Genomic DNA, 21,362 nt, shown 5'->3' with positions numbered 1-21,362 from the left:
AGTGGGAATCGGTGGATGCATACCCTCAGAAAGTTTCATCCGCCAATTAATCGTTATTCAATACGCTTCCACATTAGTACAGCTTTATTAAGTAACGTAAAGTGTCTAAAGATAATCGCGGTAATCCAGATATTAAAAATTATGGTTTCAAGACTGGCAGGGAAGAACCTCTGACTGAGAAGATGAATTTACGCATGACAAAATCTATGAAAGAGGAAGTGCAGCAACAAGATAACCCTCCTGAATTCTGTAGAGAAGCTATCCAAGAGAGGCTAAATAGAAATAAAGGGAAGTAGTTAAAAGTTGTTAGAGTATTACTTCGAGAACTATTAGAATAGATAGCTAGTATTTATGTCCTGCTTTCTCCCCCTATTTTAGTACTGAGTTAAAAGTTAGCAGTTAGGAGTGTATATTAGTTTCCTCCTGCTCCCCCTACCCCCTTCCCCTTGTCACGTAATGCCCCTTGCCTATCCACGCCGTCAGCGGCAACTCGAAAGTTTAGTCCAAAAATTTGGTTTGTCGCTAGAAGCACCTATAAAGTGGGAACTGCTAGATTTAGCGCTCACTCATCCCACTGTCTCTGATTCGGCAAATTATGAACAGCTAGAGTTTGTTGGCGATGCAGTGGTGCGGCTAGTGTCGGCTGTTGTGTTATGGGAAAATTATCCCGATTGTCCAGTAGGGGATTTTGCGGCAATTCGTTCGGTGTTGGTGAGCGATCGCATCCTTGCCCAATTGGCCAGAGTTTATGGTTTGGAGTTATACTTACTAGTTGCCGGCAGTGCTACCGCTGATAAAGTTGGTCTAGAGTCACGACTAGCAGATGCTTTTGAAGCAGTTTTGGGTGCGCTTTACTTAAGTACTCAAAATCTGGAATTGATCCGCTCTTGGCTAGATCCTCATTTCCAAGAACTAACGACAGAAATTCGCCTCGATCCTGCCAGACTTAATTACAAAGCTGCTCTTCAAGAATGGACTCAGGCGCAATTTAAAGTTTTACCAGAATATCGGGTTGTGGAACTGACTCAACCGCACCGCAATCAAGAACGTTTCGTGGCTGAAGTGTGGCTGCACGGAAATATGCTAGGAGTTGGTAAGGGACGCTCGATCAAAACCGCAGAACAAGCCGCAGCTAAGGTAGCTTTTTTAGCAATTTCTAATCCGCAAATACCCTGAGCTTAAAATAAGGGGGATTAGTCATAATCAGTTGATTGTCAGTGGTGGTTTGTCCCTCGTCCTTTGTATACAAATAACTAATGACAAATGACAAATGACTAATAACTAATAACTAATGACAAATAAAATTAAAATTGCTGTCATCGGAGTTGGGCGTTGGGGAGTGCATCTGCTGCGGAATTTCTTAGCACATCCCCAAGTGAATGTAGTTGCTGTAGTAGACCCCCATCCCGAACGATTAGCGGCGGTAAAGCAGCAGTTTGACTTAGATGAAAATGTTTTATTAACAACCCAGTGGGACGATTTAAAGAGAGTGCCAGGGTTGACAGGAGTGGCGATCGCAACTCCTGCTACCACCCACTATGCTTTAATTAAAGACGCTCTCCATCAGGGATACCATGTTTTTGCAGAAAAACCCCTAACTCTCAACCCAGCAGAATGTCGGGAACTTTGCCATTTAGCAGAACAGCATCATTTGATACTGACGGTTGACCATACTTATTTATTTCACCCAGCAGTTGAGCGAGGAAAAACTGTAGTACAAGCGGGTAAATTAGGAGATTTACGCTATGGCTACGCTACCCGCACCCATTTGGGGCCTGTCCGGCAAGATGTTGATGCGCTGTGGGACTTAGCTATTCACGATATTGCGATCTTTAACGCTTGGCTGGGTCAAATTCCTGTGCAAGTACAAGCAACGGGTACGGTGTGGCTACAGGGATGTGAGGAGCAGGGATTAGCTGACCTAGTATGGCTGACACTGACATACCCAGATGGCTTTCAAGCTTATATTCATCTGTGCTGGCTGAATTCTGATAAACAGCGACGGCTGGGGATTGTAGGTAGCCTTGGTAGTTTGATTTTTGATGAAATGTCACTATCATCACCTCTCACCCTACTGAATGGTGAGTTTGAACAGCAGGGCAATCAATTTATTCCTGTGAATCAAAGGCAGATAGCGCTGGAATTAGAAACAGGCGAACCATTGGGGCGGGTTTGTTCCTCCTTTATTGTCTCTATTCTCAACAATACTCCCTCAGAGGTTTCGTCTGGCTGGGTAGGCACTGAATTAGTAGAAATTCTTGCTGCTCTAACAGTATCTCTTGGGCAAGGCGGTAAACCTGTTTTTCTTACCAACTGCTCTCAACCGTAATTTTCTGATAAAACTTATCCAAAGTTTTCCCAACTACACCTTTATACTATAGTCCACGAAGCTCTGAGGTTCATCAACGGAGTTCAAAGACTCATTCACGAAGCTCTGAGGTTCATCAACGGAGTTCAAAGACTCATTCACGAAGCTCTGAGGTTCATTAACGGAGTTCAAAGCCTCATTCACGAAGCTCTGAGGTTCATTAACGGAGTTCAAAGCCTCATTCACGAAGCTCTGAGGTTCATTAATGGAGTTCAAAGCCTCATTCACGAAGCTCTGAGGTTCATTAATGGAGTTCAAAGCCTCATTCACAAGTATTTATCAAAAATTAATCCGGTTTTTAGCGATTTTCGGGTAAGTCCTGATAAAATCAGCCAACGTATGAGCATGATTATGCACAACCGTATATTTACTACTTTATTTTTAACTCTATTTCTGGCTACGACACCCCAGTTTGTATAGCGGTTCTCAGTTGAGTGAGGTAGAAGAACCCCACCCCCAACCCCCTCCCCGCTCTTCGAGAGGGGGCTATGATGCACCTCATCTGATTAGGAAACTAGAGGAAGCATTAGCCGCGCACCAGAAAGCGTTACAACTCAACCCTAATGATGCCGAAGCTTATGTTGGTATAGGGAACGTGCTAAATGCTCAAGGTAAACAAGAGGAGGCGATCGCACTTTACCACAAAGCCTTGCAACTCAACCCTAACTTGGCTATTGCTTACAACGGTCTAGGTAATGTGCTATGTGGACAGAATAAATTAGATGCCGCAGTTGCCGCCTACCAAAAAGCAATTCAACTCAACCCAAACAATGCTTATGCTTATAGCAATCTCGGCAATGCGCTTTATGAGCAGAAGAAATTAGATGCCGCCATTGCCGCCTACCAAAAAGCGATTCAACTCAACCCAAACAATGCTTATGCTTACAGTAATCTCGGCGTTGCGCTGAGTCGGCAGGAGAAGTTAGATGCAGCAGTTACCGCCTTCCAAAAAGCCCTAACATTGCCAGAAGATAATTCTGGAACCCCAGCCAGCGCTTATACTCTCGCTAATAATGGCTTGGGTTTAGTGTTTGAAGAGCAACACTTCTAAATCAGGGTCAAAACCATAGCCGTTAGGAGTGAGGAGTGAGGATTCAAATTTATTTTTTTGAATTTTGAATTGGAGTCTAACAAGGATTACCTCTTGAAAGTCCCATTTGCACAAACTCCTCCTTTTGGAAGACTTACCAAGATAGTTTGCAGCGGCGAAAGGCGAATCTCGCAAGTCTCATTTCCAAATAGTAACTGGGACTTCGGGAAATTTTCTTTGTCTACTTCTATTTTCACAGATTTGTTGATCCCCAAAGAGGAACTTCCCCCAGACTCCTGTAAGCTGGGGTAGCGGCTTGCCTTTACCCCCTCATTCCCAGAAGAAAATCCCAGATCGCCGACATTTACTTCTTTATTTGGAACAGCTAACAGCGAGATATCAATCAAAGGTAAGGTAATTTTCAGTGTCGTACCTTGATGAAGTCCCATACTCTCAAGAGTAATGCTACCTCCCATGAGTTCGATTAAGTTTCGTGAAATCGCTAGTCCCAGTCCAGTACCTTCAAACTGGCGCGTCGTAGTGCCATTCACCATTACAAAGGGGCGAAATAGTTTGTGCTGTTGAGTCGGATCAATGCCTATACCTGTATCTTTGACAGCTACTACCACCTGAGATTTACCACTACTAGATTGAATTTCTGTAGTAATGGTAATGCTTCCGGTGTCAGTGAACTTGGTGGCGTTGCCGATAACATTAATCAGTACTTGCTTTAGTTTTCCCGCGTCTGCCTTAATTGGTATCGCTTGGGGATCTAATTCACATTTCAATTGCAAGCCCTTTTGTTGAACATTAACTGATTGTAAATTAATCACCTCTAACAATATTTGTCGCAGGTCAATAGGTGTGGAGACGACCGAAAGCTTACCTGCTTCAATTTTAGAAATGTCAAGCAAATCATTAATAATACCTAGCAAGTGAATCGTTGTTTCATCGGCACGTTTGAGAAACTCCATTTCTTCTTCCCGGTCATCACATAAGCCCTCTTCAACCAGGCGAATACAGTTAATAATAATATTTAATGGGTTTCTCAATTCATGGGAAGTCGTAGCCAAAAATTGGCTTTTAATCTGGTTAGCGGTTTTTGCTTCTTTCCAAGCTATTTCTAGTTCTTCCGATCCAGCTTTCAGCCGTTCTACCATTTGGTCTAATGCTTGGGCCAGTTGATTGAATTCCCGAATTTGAAAATTGTGCGGAACTGGTTGTGCGGCATGGTGAGAGTGAATATTGAGAGCGTAGTCTCGCAATTCTTCCACAGGACGGGCCAAGTAAGGAGCTAAATATAGGGATGCTAACAAACTTGCGCCAATCAAACCAACTGTCAAAACGATGAGAATTAGCTTGATTTCCTCTAACCCGAAAAGCGCATTATCAACACTAGTAACAGCTAAAACTATCCATTTTTGCTGCTGCTGTTGGGTGAGTGGATTTGCAATAGCTGTATAGCCAGCGACTAATTCTTTTCCCTCTGTAAAAGATAAATTTATCGAATCGTTTTTTCCCGTAATTGCATTTTTAATTATGCTCTTGATTTGGGAAGCATGAGGGTGCTGATCGATATTAGTTCCTACCCAATCGGTGAATGGGTGTGCCAAAATTCTGCCATCTTCAGCAATCACTACCATAGCGCCTGTGAGCGATCCCGGCGGATTTCTGGTTTGTTGGTACAATGCAGACTGAATACTTAAGCTGTAAATTAAATTTTTTCTACTATCGGAAACTGGTGTAGATAAAACTATTTGCAGTTGATTTTGGGCATTTCTTTTTCCAGTCATTCCTGCCTTTGGCGGGAAGATTGTTTTGACATCAATTCCGTCACTAGGCAAAGGTAATCTCAATTCTCCAATTGCTTGCTCCCCACAGCTACTAGCAATTATCTTGTGGTTTAGGAGATTTGTTAGTTGGATGCACTCAATACTGGCTGGAAGTTGTTGCCTTAACTGCGTGATAATTTCTTGCTCTTGTATAGACGAACCCGACGGAATAACCGTTGTTTTACTTACACTTAGCAAATTAGCTTTTAAGATTGCGATCGCATCTCCAATTCTCTCCCCTTTACTGATGGCGCTTTCTGTTAAATTTTGCCGTGCAGTTCCCAATATACTAGAACGTACCTTATTTAAGGCAACAATTTCGCCTACAAGTAAAACTGGAACAAACAGCAGCAATATTCTCGTTACTAAAATTCTACGAAATGAAGATTGGCGGGAATTAGTCATCGAGTGTCTCACTTTGCACCTGCAAACTACAACACCAAAGATATGCAATTAGACCAGCTTGATGAGACATTTTATTAAATTATCAGAATTTTATTTTCAATGTTTAAAAATAACAAATTGCTATAATTCAAAAAGAAACGTGGTATACCAAAACTCGTATATGCTAGATGTAGAAGCGATTTTTGTTGCATATCAATACAGTGGTGAAATTATAAAACAGTAGCTTGCAGGTATGGTTTATTTTGAGAATTTACACACGACTAAAGAAAATCTTAAAACTATCAAATCAATTTAATGTTGCAACATCGTCCTCATACTACAGTTGTTTTAGCAATGAGTGCAGATGGCAAGATAGCAGATTTTAAGCGATCGCCTGCTAGGTTTGGCTCAAGGGTTGATAAAGCACACTTAGAAAAACAAATTGCTGCCTCTGATGCCGTTTTATTCGGTGCTGGTACTCTGAACGCCTACGGAACAACACTTACCGTAACTGATCCAACTCTAGTGCAACTTCGGGCGCAAGAAGGGAAGCCTCCGCAACCAGTGTATATAGTGATTACAAACTCTGCAAACCTTAATCCGGAAATTCACTTTTTTAAGCAACCAGTTAGACGTTGGCTACTCACCACAACAGCAGGAGAATTTTCGTGGAAAAGACGCTTACAGACGCTTCCCTCAACTCTGGGAACCGGAGTACAGGAGTACCCTCCAGAATTTGAGCAGATTTTGGTTTTTGAAACACCAACGCGAGAAATTGACATTCTCACAGCTTTGAAGCAACTAGCAACTCTACATATAACACGCTTGGTGGTCTTGGGTGGAGGTGAATTAGTCGCTTCCTTGCTGGAACTAGATTTAATTGATGAATTATGGCTGACTGTCTGTCCGCTGATTTTAGGTGGTAATACCGCACCCACACCCGTCGAAGGGAAAGGATTTTTACCCGATTTGGCTCCCAAGTTGCAACTTTTAGAAGTTCATACAATTGAGCAAGAAGTGTTTTTGCACTATCGCCTGCAACGACCGACAGATTAGATTACGCTAAGTTAAGTTATTGGGCATTGGGCATTGGGTATGGGTTATTCTCCTTGTCCACCTTGTCTCCCTCATACCCCAGTCCCCAATACCCAGTCCCTAGTCCCCAATCCCTAATCCCCAGTCCCCCTAAAAAGTGGAACAACCTAAGCCTCGCTATTCTGTCGTTTGGACGAACAAAATCGCTGAAGTACCCCAAAATGCCTGGAATGCTTTGGCAATGCCACTCAAAACGCCATTTTTAGAATGGGAGTGGCTGAACAATATCGAAACCTCCCAGAGTGCTACGGCTAAAACTGGTTGGTTGCCAAATCACTTGACATTGTGGCGAGATAGAACGCTGATTGCTGCTGCGCCACTTTATCTTAAAGGACATAGTTCTGGTGAATTTATTTTCGATCACCAATGGGCAGAGTTAGCCGATCGCATCGGAGTCCAATATTACCCAAAATTGCTGGGAATGACACCATTTACTCCAGCTGAAGGTTATCGCTTCTTAATCGCCCCAGGAGAAGATGAGGATGAAATCACAGCGATGATGGTGCATGAAATTGACACTTTTTGCTCCAAAAATGGAATTTCTGGGTGTCATTTTCTCTACGTCGATCCTCAATGGCGTCCGATGCTGGAACGGCATGGCTTTACAACTTGGCTACACCACAGCTACGTCTGGGAAAATGCTGGCTTTACAACTTTTGATGACTACTTGAAGGTGTTTAACGCCAATCAGCGCCGCAATATCAAGCGGGAACGCAAAGCTGTGGAGAAAGCAGGTTTACGATTGCAACCGCTCAGTGGCGATCAAATTCCTCAGTCTTTATTTCCTTTGATGCACCAATTCTATGCAGACACCTGTGATAAGTTTGGCTGGTGGGGTAGCAAGTATCTCACACGGAGGTTTTTTGAGCAGCTACACACCGATTATCGCCATCGAGTCTTGTTTATTGCCGCATATAGCGAACAAGATAACTCTCATCCTTTAGGAATGTCCTTTTGTTTGTTTAAAGGTGACAAACTCTATGGACGCTATTGGGGGAGTTTTCAAGAAATAGATTGCTTACATTTTGATGCTTGCTATTATGCACCGATTGAGTGGGCGATCGCTAACGGCATCCAAATTTTTGACCCTGGCGCGGGCGGGCGTCACAAAAAACGGCGCGGTTTCCCCGCTATGCCCAATCACAGTCTGCACCGCTTTTACAATAATCGTTTAGGACAAATTATCCGTCCCTATATTAAGGAAGTGAATCAACTCGAACAGCAGCAGATTGAGGCAATTAATGCAGAGTTGCCATTTAGTGAGAAAAATGCTTGAAGAAAATGAACTACTTTCATAGCATAGTTTGCCGAATAATTAAGCTTTATTCGGCAAACAGATGCAAATTTTCCTTATTTTCAAAATTGTGAAATTATACTGTTGGCGATCGAGATGTCATTTGATGAGCAAAGTACAATTTATAGCAAATCAGAGAAATTAGCTTTTAAGTAAAAGGAATCAAAAATATCTGAAAGATACAGCGCTTCCGGCTATTATGCAATACAGTTTTCCTCTTACCCCTTTCCTATCATAGCTTTCAGCTTTGAGGATGTACCTCATAGCCGCCGAAAGTGCTGTATCAATAATACTAAGGAAGAGAGGAATTACACTTGATATAGAGTTTGACACTCCCCACGATAAATCGACGGGGATTCTTGGTTCAATGAGACCACTTAAACTAGGTTCCTTGCGTTACCTAGCCCAGAGGTGGGACTCTCCCCAGGCGTTAACTTTGGGTATGCCCTACCCTAGTTGCATTGCTGAGGCAGTGCGTTGGGCGGCGAGCCACTCTTGTTGCAACTGCCGTGCAAGTCCTGTTTAGTTTGAAACAAATAGTTCCAAAAATCTGAGTCGTCTAGCTCCTATAAATCTTTTACCTACTGCTAGGAGGAAACTAGAACAATGCAGTAGAACCGCATAGATTTAATTGTCAAGGTTCAGTGCTTTGTCTTTCGACAGCTAGGTTTTTTAAGTGGTTGATTACCTTTCCACTATCATTAGTATAGTATATTGGTACACTAATTAATTGAAAGAAAGCCGTCGTAGAACGACGGGGCTTTAAACCCAATTTTTCGGTAAAAACCCTCAAAAAAGAAATTTCCTTTTTAGAATGCTTATGGATTTGATGGTTGAAAATTTAACGGCAATTGATGATAAACTTTCCCAGCGTCATATTGACCTTGATCCCGGTGGATATTTTATTATTTACTTGGATCGGGATGCAGGGTTAATTTATGCCAAGCATTTTACAAATGTGATTGACGATCGCGGTTTAGCTGTCGATCCCGAAACAGGAAAGGTAATTCCGGCGCGAGAAAAGGTAGAACGAACTTACACAACAGTTTTTAGCGCGAGGACGGCGAAAGAACTTTGCGTGAAGATTTTTGAAGAAACTCAGCCCCCTCCAATAACTCTATTAGATCATGCAGCTTATTTGGGTCGAGAATTTGTTCGGGCTGAGGTGGCTTTAGTCACAAAGCAAGAGTATGTTCAAGATTAAAGTTAGGAGTGAGGAGTTAAAAGTTAAAATTCCTAACTCCCCACTCCCCACTCCCCACTCCCCACTTCCATCACCCATTAGATGAAGGCTGATTTATCTGATAGATATAGTAAGTTGCCATTGGAATAACGGTGGCAGCGATTAACAATCCTACTACCCAAGCAGTAGCATTACCTTGGTTGGTTTCTTCTGCTTTCTTGAAAGTGCCTCCAACCTGCACATTGTCAATTATTTTGGGTGGCCCTGGATCGGTTTTGCCAGAGAGAACGGCGACAAGGCGATCGCTTGCATCGAGAAATGCCTGGTTGTATTTGTCACCATTACGTAACGGTACACTTACTGTTTCAGTAGCTACACTCTCGGCAATAGAGTCAGTAAGTATTGGCTTGACTTGATCCCCAGTAATAATGGCGGTACCATTGGTAACTGTATCAAGAACCAATAAGGTTTGATTAGCTTGGGCTGCTTTTGTCGGAAACCATTTTTCAAACAGTTCTTTAGTAAAGCTTTCTGGTGTTTCACCGTAGTCGAGTCGGCGAACAGTAACAATTCTTACTTCATTATCTGTTTGCTTTGCCAAATCCTTAAAAGTGCTGCTAATCTTGCCTTCATTCAGACGGCTGATGACTTCACCTTGATCCAAAACCCAGGTATTCCCCGGTATGAGATTGGGTATTTGATACACACCTGTGGCTAAAGCAGGTGTGGCAAACAGCGAGGCTGCGAAAATAACCGTCACCAAAGGTAGAATTAGCCGGATGAGGTGTTTTTGACCGCTAAAAACTTGTTTGAGGAGATGTTTCATCGTGTGATCCCTAAGACAGACTTGCACCAAAAATACTACAGAACCACTGCAAAAATCACCTCTTTCCCGATTTTCTCCAGTGTGAAATTTCTGATATTCCCAGCAAATATGTATTGTACTGGATTTTTGATTGCACAAACTTGTTCTGAGGGCGACTGCAAGCATTAAACTGACGCTAAAGCCCTTACTAGTCGCAAGAAACACCGCCCATTTTGGGAATTAACCCAAATGCTTAGGGCGGAATTTGCAAACCATCTAGAAATCATATCGCACGATCAATATTTTTGGCAGAATCAAGTATATGTTTTCATATCTGCAAGCAGCTTTTCCTGCCGTACCCATTAGATATCTGAGTGAAAAAGAATGTAAAGACGTTACAATGCTACCTTTCTACAAGGTTTCTGGATAATGCATATTTAATTTATAGAGATGTCTCTTGATGGGTGATATCTGCATTTTTCTGACATTTTAGCTAAATCTATATCAATAATATATACATGACCATAATTTTAACTAACGACGATGGCATTGATGCCCCCGGTATCCGAGCGCTGCTGAAAGCTGTAAACGGCAAAAATACTATTATCGCTGCTCCTGCCGATCATCAGTCTGGCTGTGGACATCAAGTTACTACCACTCGTGCTATTAACCTCCAGCGACGTTCTCAGACTGAGTATGCGATCGCAGGTACTCCCGCTGATTGTGTGAGAATTGCAATTACACAAATTGCCGCAGATGTCAAACTTGTACTTTCAGGTATCAATGCTGGAGGTAACTTGGGAGTCGATGCCTACATTTCTGGCACAGTGGCCGCCGTGCGAGAAGCCGCAATGCACGGTATTCCGGGAGTTGCCATTTCCCAGTATCGCAAAGCCAAGCAGAATTTTGATTGGGATCTGGCCGCCAAATTCACAGCTGAAGTTTTAGCGGATTTACTCAAGCGTCCCCTAGAACCGGGAAGCTTCTGGAATGTGAATCTGCCGCATCTGCAACCAGGAGAACCAGATCCGCAAGTGGTGTTTTGCCAATCCTGTACCAAACCTTTGCCCGTGAACTATCGAATTGAAGGCGATAATTTTTATTATGTAGGGGAATATGGCAAACGCGATCGCATTCCTGGTAGTGATGTGGATGTATGCTTTTCCGGCAATATCGCCGTCACCCAGTTAAGAGTTTGATATCAGCCATCAGTTATATCATGTCCGGCTGATTAGTTGTCATTGCGAACGTTCCACTTCGTTGCACTCGCAACGACTATCGTAAGTTATTAAGCGGACATGATATTACTAGTTAACTGCTACCACTGTTTAGTGGATATTGAGGAGAGCATGTAGGGCTATTAATTAATCTTATGGCTATTGTTGCGATCGCGATCAAAATTTTCAAGGATTTGAAATCTGGTAAAGTTTTCAGAGGTACTGAACATTAATTTCAAAAAAAGGAGAACAATATGCAGTTTCTCAAAATTGTTCTTGTCGCTCTCGTGTTGATGGTGAACCTGCTAATTGCTCAACCCTCTTGGGCAGGCAAGGATTTTACTAAGGGGGCTGACTATGCTGAGGTAACTCAGGCGCTCAATCAACTTCTAACTGTAAAGGATACACCTGAGCAAGCTGGCTATACACCTCAGCAGTTCCAGCAGCGACTGGCACAATTGCAGTCTCAGAAAAATGTCATAGAAACAGCTAGAAAGCGGGCACAGTGCCGCAATGAAACTGGAAAGACGTTGGCTGTCTATGCCAATAAACCAAAAAAATCCCCAACCCAACTCTACTTTCTGGGCGCAGGAACAATCACGGATGATGATTGGGATTGCGATGGCATTTACTTACCCGCAGGTTCTCAAGTAGTTTTAGGCCCGAATGCTCAACCACAAGAACTGACTCAACCCATCGCCGTTAAGTTTGTCGATGGCACACAGTCTCTTGCTAGAACCAATCTAGCCACTGGTGCAATTGAATTGAATGTTGAACCTGCGAAAGTATTTAAGGCGGGTGAGAGTAGCTGGCTTCTCCCTACTTTTTCCCAAGCGGATATCGATACGCAAATTCCTACCCCACAACTCATTGACTAATCTCATCTAGATAATTCAACTTTTATGCGGTAAGTGCATAAAAGTTGAACTAAATAAATAGGATATATAAAGGAAAATCTTTAACCATTGAATAATCAACTTTTAATTAAGGAAAAATTACAAGCAAAGCTTGAGGATATTCAAAGCAAGAGCGATGGCTCTCCTATTACCGATTTACAGCTAGACAAAATTTTAGCCGCAGAAATTGAACAATTGACGACGGAACTAGAGAGCGTCAATCCCAATCTCAATCCTCTTCTCTACGCTACTTCTTTACTGGAGGGAGCTTGGCAGCTGCAATACTCCACAGCCAGAGAAATACGTTCTTTAGTTTCCCTCCCATTGGGATTAAAACTGGGTAAAGTTTATCAAGTAATTGATGTTGCAAATAAATTGTTTTTTAATCTAGCTAAAGTTAAACATTCTCTGGGGATAGTATCGGGATATGTGAAAGTGACAGCTAGCTTTGAGCCAGCCAAAGAAGATTTAGAGCCTCTACAGAACAAACGTATCAACGTCTATTTTGATAAACGCTACCTATCGATTCAGAAGATTGTTGGCATTAATACCCCCCAACTCAACCCATTTAAGGTTGTCCCAGCTAATAATCCTACTAGCAGAACTGCTACATTAGACATTACCTACTTAGATGAAACCTTAAGAATTGGACGTGGAGGAGATGGAAGCTTATTCATTCTTAGGAAATCTCATGATTTACCTGACTTTACCTCTTCAATTTGAAATTGCTCGCGCCACTGAATGAATATGGCTCTCTCAATCATGCATCTTTTCACCAAAGTAAAACTAGGCTCGGCGATGGTAGAGCTTAAGACATTAAATTTAAAGGTAAATTATGGTATAGAAGGAGATATTAATGCCGATCCTATAAGTCCCAGGCAAGTTTTAATTGTTAGGTACGAAGATATTTTTGACTTATCAATTAAACCAGGAGAATTGCGAGAAAATATTCTAGTTAAAGGTATAGAATTTGATAATTTTATCCCTGGCTCTCTGCTAACCTTTGAAAGTGGTGCAGCAATTCGGCTAACTTTTCACTGCGAACCATGTAAGCGAATAGCCCACTTGCTAGAATCATTAAAAAGCATCCAAGATAAAAGAGGAATTTTAGGTGTAGTTATTAAATCAGGTCAAATCCAGGTTGGTAGTAACTTTCAAGTTAAAGCCAATGAATTTCCACCATTATCTGAAAATCCATATAAACGATTTCTAAATTTTATTATCAAAATCCCCAGTGGAAAAATAGTTACATATAAAGAGATAATCAAAGGTATAGGAGTAGATAATAGCTATCTAAGAGCTATTCCTATATACCTGAAAAAAACTTCGGCTGCTGATTATCCGGTACATAGAATATTAGACTCTAAAGGTTATTTGATAACTTATGTGAGCCAACAACAAAATAAGTTAGAAAATGAAGGGATTAAGGTTTTCTCTGAGGCAGATTTATTGAGAAACTTCAACAAAAATTTTGTAGCTATTAAAGATTATCTCTGGGAAGATGGGACTCTATATTTAGAATAGATATTAAGTAGGTAGGCACGAATTAATCTAAGAGGATGTTTTAAAAGTGGTCAGATGTAATTTTAGGCACTTCTAGATCCCCCCTAACCCCCCTTAACAAGGGGGGAACCGGAATCAAAGTCCCCCAATTTATCGGGGGATTTAGGGGGATCTAAAACGTTTTGTTACCGACCAAAGAACTTTTAAAACATCCTCTAACTATGTAACAAAATCTAAAACCGTCAAAGTCCTTGTGATTGCTTCTCTACGAGACGCTACGCGAACGTTACACTCCGTTTCACTCGCAATGACATACTTGTAAATTTTCCCACCTACTTACTGTAATTTTCATAAGATTTGCAATATTATCCTGCATTCCGGGTTTCATCAAGATGATCCCTGATTTTTGATTTGTTTAGATGTAGCTTCCATAAAGTCGATAAAAACTTTTATGAGCTTATGAATTCCCTCGCTACCTCCGGCAATTAAACCTCCTGTCAGCAATGCATCTAAACAACGAAAAATAACTACTTGTATGGGATTATCTAAATCAATAATTACAAGTGGTTCAATTGAGCGAATACCTATTGCGCTCATTAAAAGACCGAATAAAAGGGATGTCCATAGAGCAATTGTTCGTGTATCAGATTTATAGGCTGCTCTTTGGCGCTCTTTTTCATTTATATCATCAATTTGTGGCTTGAATATTTTTAATGGTTCTTGTTGGTTTTGCGTAAAATTTTGGATGATTTGCTGTTCTAAACTCATTCCTTCAGGTGGGAGTCCACTGATTTGATTGGATTCTAAAGAAGTGAATTGGTTCTGTTGTACTTCCATAAGTCTTATCTTCTCAGACAGTAGATCCTTTTTTTGCTGAATACTAATATCTAATTGTTCGACGAATGGGCCCCGCCAAGTAGTTATAAAAACTTCTAAAGAACGCTCTAATAACAAAGAAATGAATAATTGTAATGTGAGCAATTGGACAATATCATTAACCCCAAATGGTTTTAAAACAAATGGTTTAGATGACAACCAAGTTGACAAAGTTACTACTAGAAAACTAATAATGATTAACACAATAAATAGAGGAGATTCTGGAGAAAGCTTTAGCAACGTATCTATACTCCTGTTTCGCGTCACAATATTTAACACAGCCTGGAGGTGAAAACTACACCTGCTGAGTAACTTAACAACGTTAATTGGATAGAACAGTAAATAATTTATTACCCAACCCTTTTTTCTAAGAGTGTGATAGCCTATGCCATTGTGGAAGCGATGTTTTCAACGGGCTACGCCTACGCACCTTAGTGGTAGCAGAAAGCATTCCAGTGCTACTGTAGATTCCGCGATCGCACTTTCTCCCCGCTTTCCTCTCGAAAAGGTGTTTTAGGGCAAGGGGGCGACGCTAGAGCAAGTAGCAACCGTAGCACCAACTAAAAACCCCTCCAAGGTGTTGGAGGGGTTAAAGTAATTTTCGGTAATGGGATGGAGATTAGTGGAATATAGCAGCTTTTCCTCCTTTGTGATGAATTCTCTTATCAAAGCAACGAGATGATAGTACAGCATTTCATAAATCCGTTCCGAACCTCTGCAACGCTATGTTTAGTGAGATAAATTACTATAGCGTTTCCTAATCATATAAGGTACATTATAGTCCCCTCATCGCTTGCTCTTAGGGGGTTGGGGGTGGGGTTCTTGTATCTCACTCAAGCGAGAACCGCTATAGTCTTGTCGAATGTTAGAGTTGATAGCTATAGGTTCGCCACTATTGTGAGTAGCTGTTTGAGCGCCATCGATTACAGGCAATAAAGCAATAGAAGCAACAATCAGTACAGAATCTATCAAGACAGAGAGTTTCATCGGATTATCCTTAGTTAGAGTAAAGTGCAATTAGTGTTCTTGAGTAATAGAGTCTTATTTTTTATCAGGTTCAACTTCCTGCACTCAGTTCACCTGAACGGTTGATTTGCTCCTCACCCATTCGGGTGAGCTAATTGAGCGCATCCTATGGATAATTCAAAGTTGCTAAGAGGATGTTTTAAAAGTCCTCTTGTCGGTATCAAAACATTTTAGATCCCCCTAAATCCCCCGATAAATTGGGGGACTTTGATTCCGGTTCCCCCCTTTTTAAGGGGAGCCAGCGCGGTCTTGGGGGTTTCCCCCATGAGCGACTGGCGTGGGTTAGGGGGGATCAAAGTGCCTAAAATCACAGCCAAATACTTTTAAAACATCCTCTAAGATCCATCATCTGATAAGCAAGAACATCAGTATCAAAGGGTTTGAGGTAATTGATATTTGTGGAATAGTTGCGTAAAGTATTCGATTTGATAGCTGTGTTGACTGTTTTGCAACTCTTGCCATGAGTTGCTATTTGAGTCCTAGCGATTCTAGGTAGGACACTAGAATCAACAATGTGTGCAAAATTCAGTGAGGGAAACAGTTTCATCACTGATGCTGTGTTGATTAATAAATCGGGGGCTAAGTTCAAGACAAACTTGAACAGATATGTATTTAACTGAGGTTATCTAAAAATTTATGCAGCGCTGTTACTCAGTTGTAGGCATCGCATTTCTGCGCTATCCCCTTCAACAGCAGATTTATTGGTTTATTACAATTGAATTGGTCATGCGAGTGACCAGGCTTTTTTCTCAACACTAAAGTGCTGAGAAAAAAGTACTAGAGATTTTCGAGAGTTTTCAGCACCTCTGCTGCCGACTGATATCGTTGAGTGAAGTCGAAATGTACCATTCTATTTAAAATCATAACTAACTCATTTGTAGCGTCAGCTAATTCGCGCCAATGTTGCCAAAACTGGTGATTAGCATCAGATTCACCTTGGATAATTATTTCACCACTATTTGTATCTCTACTAAATTCTCTGGGATCTACTCCAGTTAAACCTTGTATCCCCATAATTCCCAATGCATAAATATCGCTGTTGAGTTTTGGCAACCCGCTCATTTGTTCAGAAGGTGCATAACTAGGAGTACCAATTGCAATGGTCTGAGCTTCTTGCTGCTGAGGTTGAATTTGCTTAACAGCGCCAAAGTCAATTAAAACAATGTGCTGATCTGATTCTCGCCTAATCAAGTTACTAGGTTTGATATCTCGATGGATTACGCCATAGCTGTGAACAAAAACAAGCACGTTTAAAACTTCTTTGAGCATCTCCACAACTTCAGCTTGTTTGAGTCGCTTACCAGAGGTTAGCTCTTTATCCATAGCGTGCCCTCGAACAAATTCTTGCACTAAAGAAAATTGGCGATTTTCTTCAAAAAAAGCTAGCAGTTGAGGAATTTGTGGATGCTTACCCAAAATTTCTAAAATTTCTGCTTCCGCGTCAAATAGGCGTCTGACAACATTTAAATATTCTGTATCTTGGCGAGGAGGTCGCAACTGTTTAACCACACACTGCGGATTACCAGGACGCTGGATATCGTCAGCCAAATAAGTATTACTAAATCCTCCAGAACCCAAGGGTTGAGTAATTTTGTAGCGGTTGTTTAGTACCGTCCCTAGTGCAATTTCTTGCCCGATGAAATCAGCAATTACCGTTGGTGCTTCGTTTGAGGCATTGCCACGCTGCCGTAAAAGACCTTGCAATTCCACAATTAATTGTTGATGTTCTTGAACCCGTTGGGTAATTTCTTTTTGCTCTTGCTTGGTTTGATAAGCACTATAGGCAAGGACACTGCCGACGGTAAATACAAACCCCAATGCCGGAGGTATGACTGGGAACCATCCAGCTTGGGTAAAAATGATAAAATTAGCTCCAAATAATACTGCAAGGGTTGTTGCTGCTGCCAATCCTAAGACTAGTGGATGTTGAATCCGCCATACCAGCAACCCACCAACTACAGTCCATCCCCATATCCAAAGAACTTGACCCCACTCAGGCAAAAACCAAAATAGAGGCTGTTTGTTCAGAACAGCACTGAGAATTTGACTAACGCTGTGGGCATGAATTTCAATTCCGGCCATCTTGCCAGAATTATCTGACTTACCACTAGCAAAGGGCGTATTAAAAATATCATTTAAACTATTAGCTGTTGAACCAATCAAAACGATGCGGTCTTTTACCAAATCTGGTTTAACCTGATTTGCAAGTACTTCTGTAATAGTTACCTGCTGGGCGACCTGATGACCAGAACGGTAGTTAAGCAGGATTTGGTAGCCATTTGTATCCGCTTTCTGATAACCGCCAGCGCTACTTTGCAGGGGTTTAAATATAGTATTACGTAGTCGTAGTTCCTTTTTAGGGGTAAATTCTAGTTGGATACCTCCAACTTCTAAGTATTTAAGTGCTAGTTGTAAGCTAAAGGAATAAGTACTTTGACAAGAATCAGACTCCTCTGAACTTACTAATAATAGATTGCGGCGAATTGTAGCATCAGTATCTTCTACGACATCATTAAATCCGACTCGCTCTGCTTCAACGCCCTTTGGGGGCGCTATTCCCGGATTGTTAGAACCAGAATGTTTGCAGATAGGAATGATGATATCGCTCTGTTGTAGGCGTTGCAGTAGCTTCTCATGACCTGGCTGTACTGGTAAGTCACGAAAAATATCTAGACCAATGGCTCGCGGTTGATATTCTTCAAGTTTGCCTAACAGTCGGTCTAGAAGTTCACTAGATAGGGGCCAATTCCATTTTTGGATATCTTTTTCACTTAAAGCAACAATCAACAGACGGGAGTCTGGGCCTGAGTCGGCACGTAATTGCATCATTTGGTCGTAGACTTTCATTTCCAGAGGCTCGAAAACCCCAAGTTTTTGAATGCCTACTAGTAAAATTGTAGCGATCGCACTTGAAAGAATAACTGGCTGTCTAAATAAACTTTTAAAATTTACAACCATTTTCTTAAATAGATTTTACTTTAAAATATACGTATATTTTTAGATTAATTTTTATTATTGAAATTATTCTACGTAATTTGCAACTTTTCCAAAAATATAGCAATCATATTTTACTTGCAAACACCGAAATGCTCAGATACCCGACTTCTTTAAGAAGTCGGGTATCTTTTTGTTCATAACTAATTTAGAATTGCTATATATGTTTCAGATAATGCACAATCGCCTCTGCTGTTGGCAAATTAGTAGCCAATAGAACTTGATTAATAGTGCATAATCTCAGCAGTGCTTCTTCATTTGCTTGACCAGGCTGAGATTGCAGCAAATCTCGCAGGAAAATAACGGCTACAATTTCTCCGGCTCCAACCAATGACGCAATTGTTTGATATCCTCCAGAAGTTGGTGCGGGGGTTTGTTGACTAATAGTTATTCCTGCCTGTTGATGTAAGACTTCGCTAACAGATGGCCAGGTAATTGTAAAGCTTTCTGCAAAAAATTCTTGATGCTGAGAAACAAATTCAGCAAGTTCTGATTTCTTGCTTTCGTGAGCGATGAGTACTATATTTCTTTCAATGATAGTTTGAGGAGGCTCACTGACATTTGTTTCTTCTGGAATTTCATCAGGTTGAGTTGCTTCTACTTCCGAAACTTCTTCAATAGTTTGACTGAGGCTTTCAGGATATTCCGTTTCTGTTGTTTCCAAAGATTGAATATCAGCTGAGTCAGAAACTTCACTTACTTGAAAAGAAACATCATCAACATCTACACTGACTTCTTCAGTCCTGGTATTGCTCAAATCAATATCTTGACTGCTGAAAATTTCTGCAATGTTCTCATCAGGCGCAGTCAATGTTTCAGGAACTTCATTGACTGTTTCATCAACAGCAGAACTAGGTTCTACTTCGTTAACATCTGCGCTGTCTTTTGCTGTAACTGACATATCCCAATCTACCGCTTCATCAGTGATATCTTGTGTAACTTGGTTCAATGTTTCTTGCGGCTGAATCTGTGCGTCTTCAACAACTTCACTGACTTCTTCTGCGACTGGCGTATCCAAATCTACTACTTCATCATGAGTAGCTTCGGGAATCTCACTCTCCTCCTCAGATACTTGGTGGAAAATATCGCGCGGCTGTACGAAGGTGACTTCTGCTGCTAGTGCTGCTTCCAACTCTGCATACTCATCGTCGGTAGCTTCTGGAATGGCATTCTGTGCAGGAACTTCGTTGAAAATATCACGCGGCTGTACAAAGGTGACTTCTGCTTCAAGTGCTGCTTCTAACTCTGCATACTCGTCGTCGGTAGTTTTGGGAATAGCGCTTATGTCACGCTGCTGTACGAAAGTAGATTCTGTAGCCAGTGCTGCTTCAAAGCCTACAGCCTCATCGTGGTTAGCTTCTGGAAGGACACTTTCTTCTTCAGGAGTTTCAATGATGTTTTCAGGTGCGGCTATTGCGTCATCAGCTTCAGTGAAAGAAACTTCTGAGGCTTCGCTGACTTCTGCTGTAACTAATGTAGGCAAATCCACAATTTCATCGCGAGTATCGTGTGAAACTTCGCTAACTGCTTCTGGTGGCTGAATGATGTTTTCAGGGGCGATTATCTCAACAACCGGTATGACATCATCAGGTTGAGTCGAAACAACTTCTGAGATTTCGCTGATTTCTGGGGAAGGAGAATTAATTTCAGGTGTTTCTACTTCTTGACTAATTGGCGTTGGAACTTCGTTTACTACCTCTGGGGCTGGATTAACAACATTGGCAGCGCTGACATTTTCAGGCGATCGCGATCGAGAAAACAGTGAAGGATCTATAATTCTAAAGACTGTCTCTGCTTGCTGATAAGCGGGAGCAACCGCTTCCAAAATCAAAACGTAATCTGCAATCCTGATAACATCTCCATCGCTCAAAGAATATAGTCGATCTTTTTCAGCTTGTTTCCCGTTAAATATTGAGCCATTTCTACTGCCAAGGTCACAGAAGTAGTAATTTCCACTTTTAACAAAAAACTTAGCATGTACCCGACTGATATCAGGGCTGTCTAGGACTAAATCAGAATCAGGAGAACGACCTATTAGCCATTCTCCTCTCGTTGTATTTTCTATGCTAAGGTCAACTTCATTGACTTCACTTAGATTTGGTGAGTAGCTAACTTTTACTTTCATATTATTTTTTGGTTAATTTTATTGATTTCTGCCACCCAGCGCTGACGGGTAGTATGTTCTAAATTTAAAATATCATCTTGTGACCAGTGGAAATGATAAGCAATAAAAGCTACCTCCTCATATAAAGCATCAGAGGGGTAGCTTACGACTCCCCCGCTAGTTCTAGCTCCACTGAAAATTGAGTATTACAGTGGGGACATTGTGTCGAAATGTGTACATTGCCTTGCTGATTGATTCGATTGTAAAACTCTCGGAGATAGGCAATGTCATGTAGGAGCAGTTCTTCAAGTAAATCAGGACTAACAGAGTTGAAACTGCCCAAGCGTGTAATAACCCGTGCAAGCATCACCAATACGCCGTAAGCTGGATTTTCCTGAACTTTGCGCTCTTGTTGCACCAAAATTTCATCTTTGGCGGTGGCTAAACGCATCACCCCATGACGATGTATTCGGTGTTCACTATCACTCAACCCTCTAGGAAGAGTGAAGGCAAATTCTGTGCAGAGAGTATCTTTCTTACGGCGCATAGGTTAATTTTATTTGGGCATTGGGCATGAGTCTCTGACTGGTTCCCAGCCTTCAGGCTGGGAACCCATTCTGCGAGGCTCCGCCTCCTATTTCTTGACGAGAGGTAGAACCTCTCGGAATACATTCCCAGCCTAGAGGCTGGGAACGAGATTACACAGGCTTTTGGGCTTTTGTTAGTGCCATTCGGTATTGGGCATTGAGAATAGG

Annotated in this window: 19 protein-coding genes; 11 read left to right on the top strand and 8 right to left on the bottom strand. The window is 41.5% G+C overall.

The genetic code is table 11. The annotated features are described in order from the left end of the window. The first annotated feature begins 101 nt into the window (after positions 1 to 101). From V7K62_RS24690 to V7K62_RS24675, 4 genes are all read left to right on the top strand, one after another. Positions 102 to 296, top strand: a complete 195-nt coding sequence (locus tag V7K62_RS24690) for a hypothetical protein (protein ID WP_334868721.1) — start codon at positions 102 to 104, stop codon at positions 294 to 296. 160 nt (positions 297 to 456) lie between these two features. Next, complete coding sequence (gene rnc, locus V7K62_RS24685) at positions 457 to 1,176, top strand: ribonuclease III (protein WP_334868719.1); 720 nt, start codon at positions 457 to 459, stop codon at positions 1,174 to 1,176. A gap of 115 nt (positions 1,177 to 1,291) precedes the next feature. Further along, positions 1,292 to 2,329, top strand: coding sequence for a Gfo/Idh/MocA family protein (locus V7K62_RS24680; protein WP_334868717.1), 1,038 nt, complete (start codon positions 1,292 to 1,294; stop codon positions 2,327 to 2,329). Positions 2,330 to 2,798: 469 nt separating this feature from the next. Then, complete coding sequence (locus V7K62_RS24675) at positions 2,799 to 3,419, top strand: tetratricopeptide repeat protein (RefSeq protein WP_334868715.1); 621 nt, start codon at positions 2,799 to 2,801, stop codon at positions 3,417 to 3,419. Between the two features lie 86 nt (positions 3,420 to 3,505). On the opposite strand, the gene V7K62_RS24670 is transcribed toward V7K62_RS24675, so the two are convergent. Continuing rightward, positions 3,506 to 5,635: an ATP-binding protein gene (locus V7K62_RS24670; RefSeq protein ID WP_334868713.1), complete on the bottom strand. Its 2,130-nt coding sequence runs from the start codon at positions 5,633 to 5,635 to the stop codon at positions 3,506 to 3,508. Positions 5,636 to 5,929: 294 nt separating this feature from the next. Between V7K62_RS24670 and V7K62_RS24665 the strand changes: the two genes are divergently transcribed. From V7K62_RS24665 to V7K62_RS24655, 3 genes are all read left to right on the top strand, one after another. Next, on the top strand, positions 5,930 to 6,670 hold the full coding sequence (locus V7K62_RS24665; protein ID WP_334868711.1) for a RibD family protein: 741 nt from the start codon (positions 5,930 to 5,932) through the stop codon (positions 6,668 to 6,670). 136 nt (positions 6,671 to 6,806) lie between these two features. Continuing rightward, positions 6,807 to 7,985: a GNAT family N-acetyltransferase gene (locus V7K62_RS24660; protein ID WP_334868709.1), complete on the top strand. Its 1,179-nt coding sequence runs from the start codon at positions 6,807 to 6,809 to the stop codon at positions 7,983 to 7,985. Between the two features lie 838 nt (positions 7,986 to 8,823). Then, complete coding sequence (locus tag V7K62_RS24655; protein ID WP_334868707.1) at positions 8,824 to 9,207, top strand: DUF4346 domain-containing protein; 384 nt, start codon at positions 8,824 to 8,826, stop codon at positions 9,205 to 9,207. 70 nt (positions 9,208 to 9,277) lie between these two features. On the opposite strand, the gene psb32 is transcribed toward V7K62_RS24655, so the two are convergent. Next, entirely contained in the window at positions 9,278 to 10,012 is a 735-nt protein-coding gene (gene psb32 / locus V7K62_RS24650) for a photosystem II repair protein Psb32 (RefSeq protein WP_334868705.1), read from the bottom strand. Positions 10,013 to 10,509: 497 nt separating this feature from the next. Here psb32 and surE point away from each other — a divergent pair, with 497 nt between their 5' ends. The 4 genes from surE to V7K62_RS24630 all read left to right on the top strand — a co-directional run bounded on the left by surE (position 10,510) and on the right by V7K62_RS24630 (position 13,628). Then, complete coding sequence (surE, locus tag V7K62_RS24645) at positions 10,510 to 11,190, top strand: 5'/3'-nucleotidase SurE (RefSeq protein ID WP_334868703.1); 681 nt, start codon at positions 10,510 to 10,512, stop codon at positions 11,188 to 11,190. Between the two features lie 272 nt (positions 11,191 to 11,462). Continuing rightward, positions 11,463 to 12,086 carry a hypothetical protein gene (locus V7K62_RS24640; RefSeq protein WP_334868701.1) on the top strand — a complete coding sequence of 208 codons (624 nt, stop codon included), beginning with the start codon at positions 11,463 to 11,465 and terminating at the stop codon, positions 12,084 to 12,086. Positions 12,087 to 12,173: 87 nt separating this feature from the next. Then, positions 12,174 to 12,827, top strand: a complete 654-nt coding sequence (locus V7K62_RS24635; protein WP_334868699.1) for a PAP/fibrillin family protein — start codon at positions 12,174 to 12,176, stop codon at positions 12,825 to 12,827. A gap of 24 nt (positions 12,828 to 12,851) precedes the next feature. Next, complete coding sequence (locus tag V7K62_RS24630; protein ID WP_334868697.1) at positions 12,852 to 13,628, top strand: MGMT family protein; 777 nt, start codon at positions 12,852 to 12,854, stop codon at positions 13,626 to 13,628. 366 nt (positions 13,629 to 13,994) lie between these two features. On the opposite strand, the gene V7K62_RS24625 is transcribed toward V7K62_RS24630, so the two are convergent. The 6 genes from V7K62_RS24625 to V7K62_RS24600 all read right to left on the bottom strand — a co-directional run bounded on the left by V7K62_RS24625 (position 13,995) and on the right by V7K62_RS24600 (position 21,154). Beyond that, the gene (locus V7K62_RS24625; protein ID WP_334868695.1) at positions 13,995 to 14,723 is read right to left on the bottom strand and encodes a hypothetical protein; all 729 of its coding nucleotides are present in this window, start codon (positions 14,721 to 14,723) and stop codon (positions 13,995 to 13,997) included. 546 nt (positions 14,724 to 15,269) lie between these two features. Next, positions 15,270 to 15,470, bottom strand: a complete 201-nt coding sequence (locus tag V7K62_RS24620) for a hypothetical protein (RefSeq protein ID WP_334868693.1) — start codon at positions 15,468 to 15,470, stop codon at positions 15,270 to 15,272. 816 nt (positions 15,471 to 16,286) lie between these two features. Further along, a complete protein-coding gene (locus V7K62_RS24615) occupies positions 16,287 to 18,467 on the bottom strand; it encodes a CHASE2 domain-containing serine/threonine-protein kinase (RefSeq protein WP_334868691.1) in 2,181 nt (726 codons plus the stop codon). A gap of 193 nt (positions 18,468 to 18,660) precedes the next feature. Further along, the gene (locus tag V7K62_RS24610; protein ID WP_334868689.1) at positions 18,661 to 20,628 is read right to left on the bottom strand and encodes an FHA domain-containing protein; all 1,968 of its coding nucleotides are present in this window, start codon (positions 20,626 to 20,628) and stop codon (positions 18,661 to 18,663) included. Further along, positions 20,625 to 20,807, bottom strand: a complete 183-nt coding sequence (locus V7K62_RS24605) for a DUF6760 family protein (protein ID WP_334868778.1) — start codon at positions 20,805 to 20,807, stop codon at positions 20,625 to 20,627. Before V7K62_RS24605 ends, V7K62_RS24610 begins: the two co-directional genes overlap by 4 nt. Further along, positions 20,771 to 21,154 (bottom strand): phage tail assembly protein, encoded by a 384-nt coding sequence (locus V7K62_RS24600; RefSeq protein WP_334868687.1) that lies wholly within the window; start codon positions 21,152 to 21,154, stop codon positions 20,771 to 20,773. Before V7K62_RS24600 ends, V7K62_RS24605 begins: the two co-directional genes overlap by 37 nt. Positions 21,155 to 21,362: the final 208 nt, after the last annotated feature.

The organism is Nostoc sp., assembly GCF_036917935.1.
Taxonomy (GTDB): Bacteria; Cyanobacteriota; Cyanobacteriia; order Cyanobacteriales; family Nostocaceae; genus Nostoc.
This window is presented reverse-complemented; position numbering and strand designations above follow the sequence as displayed.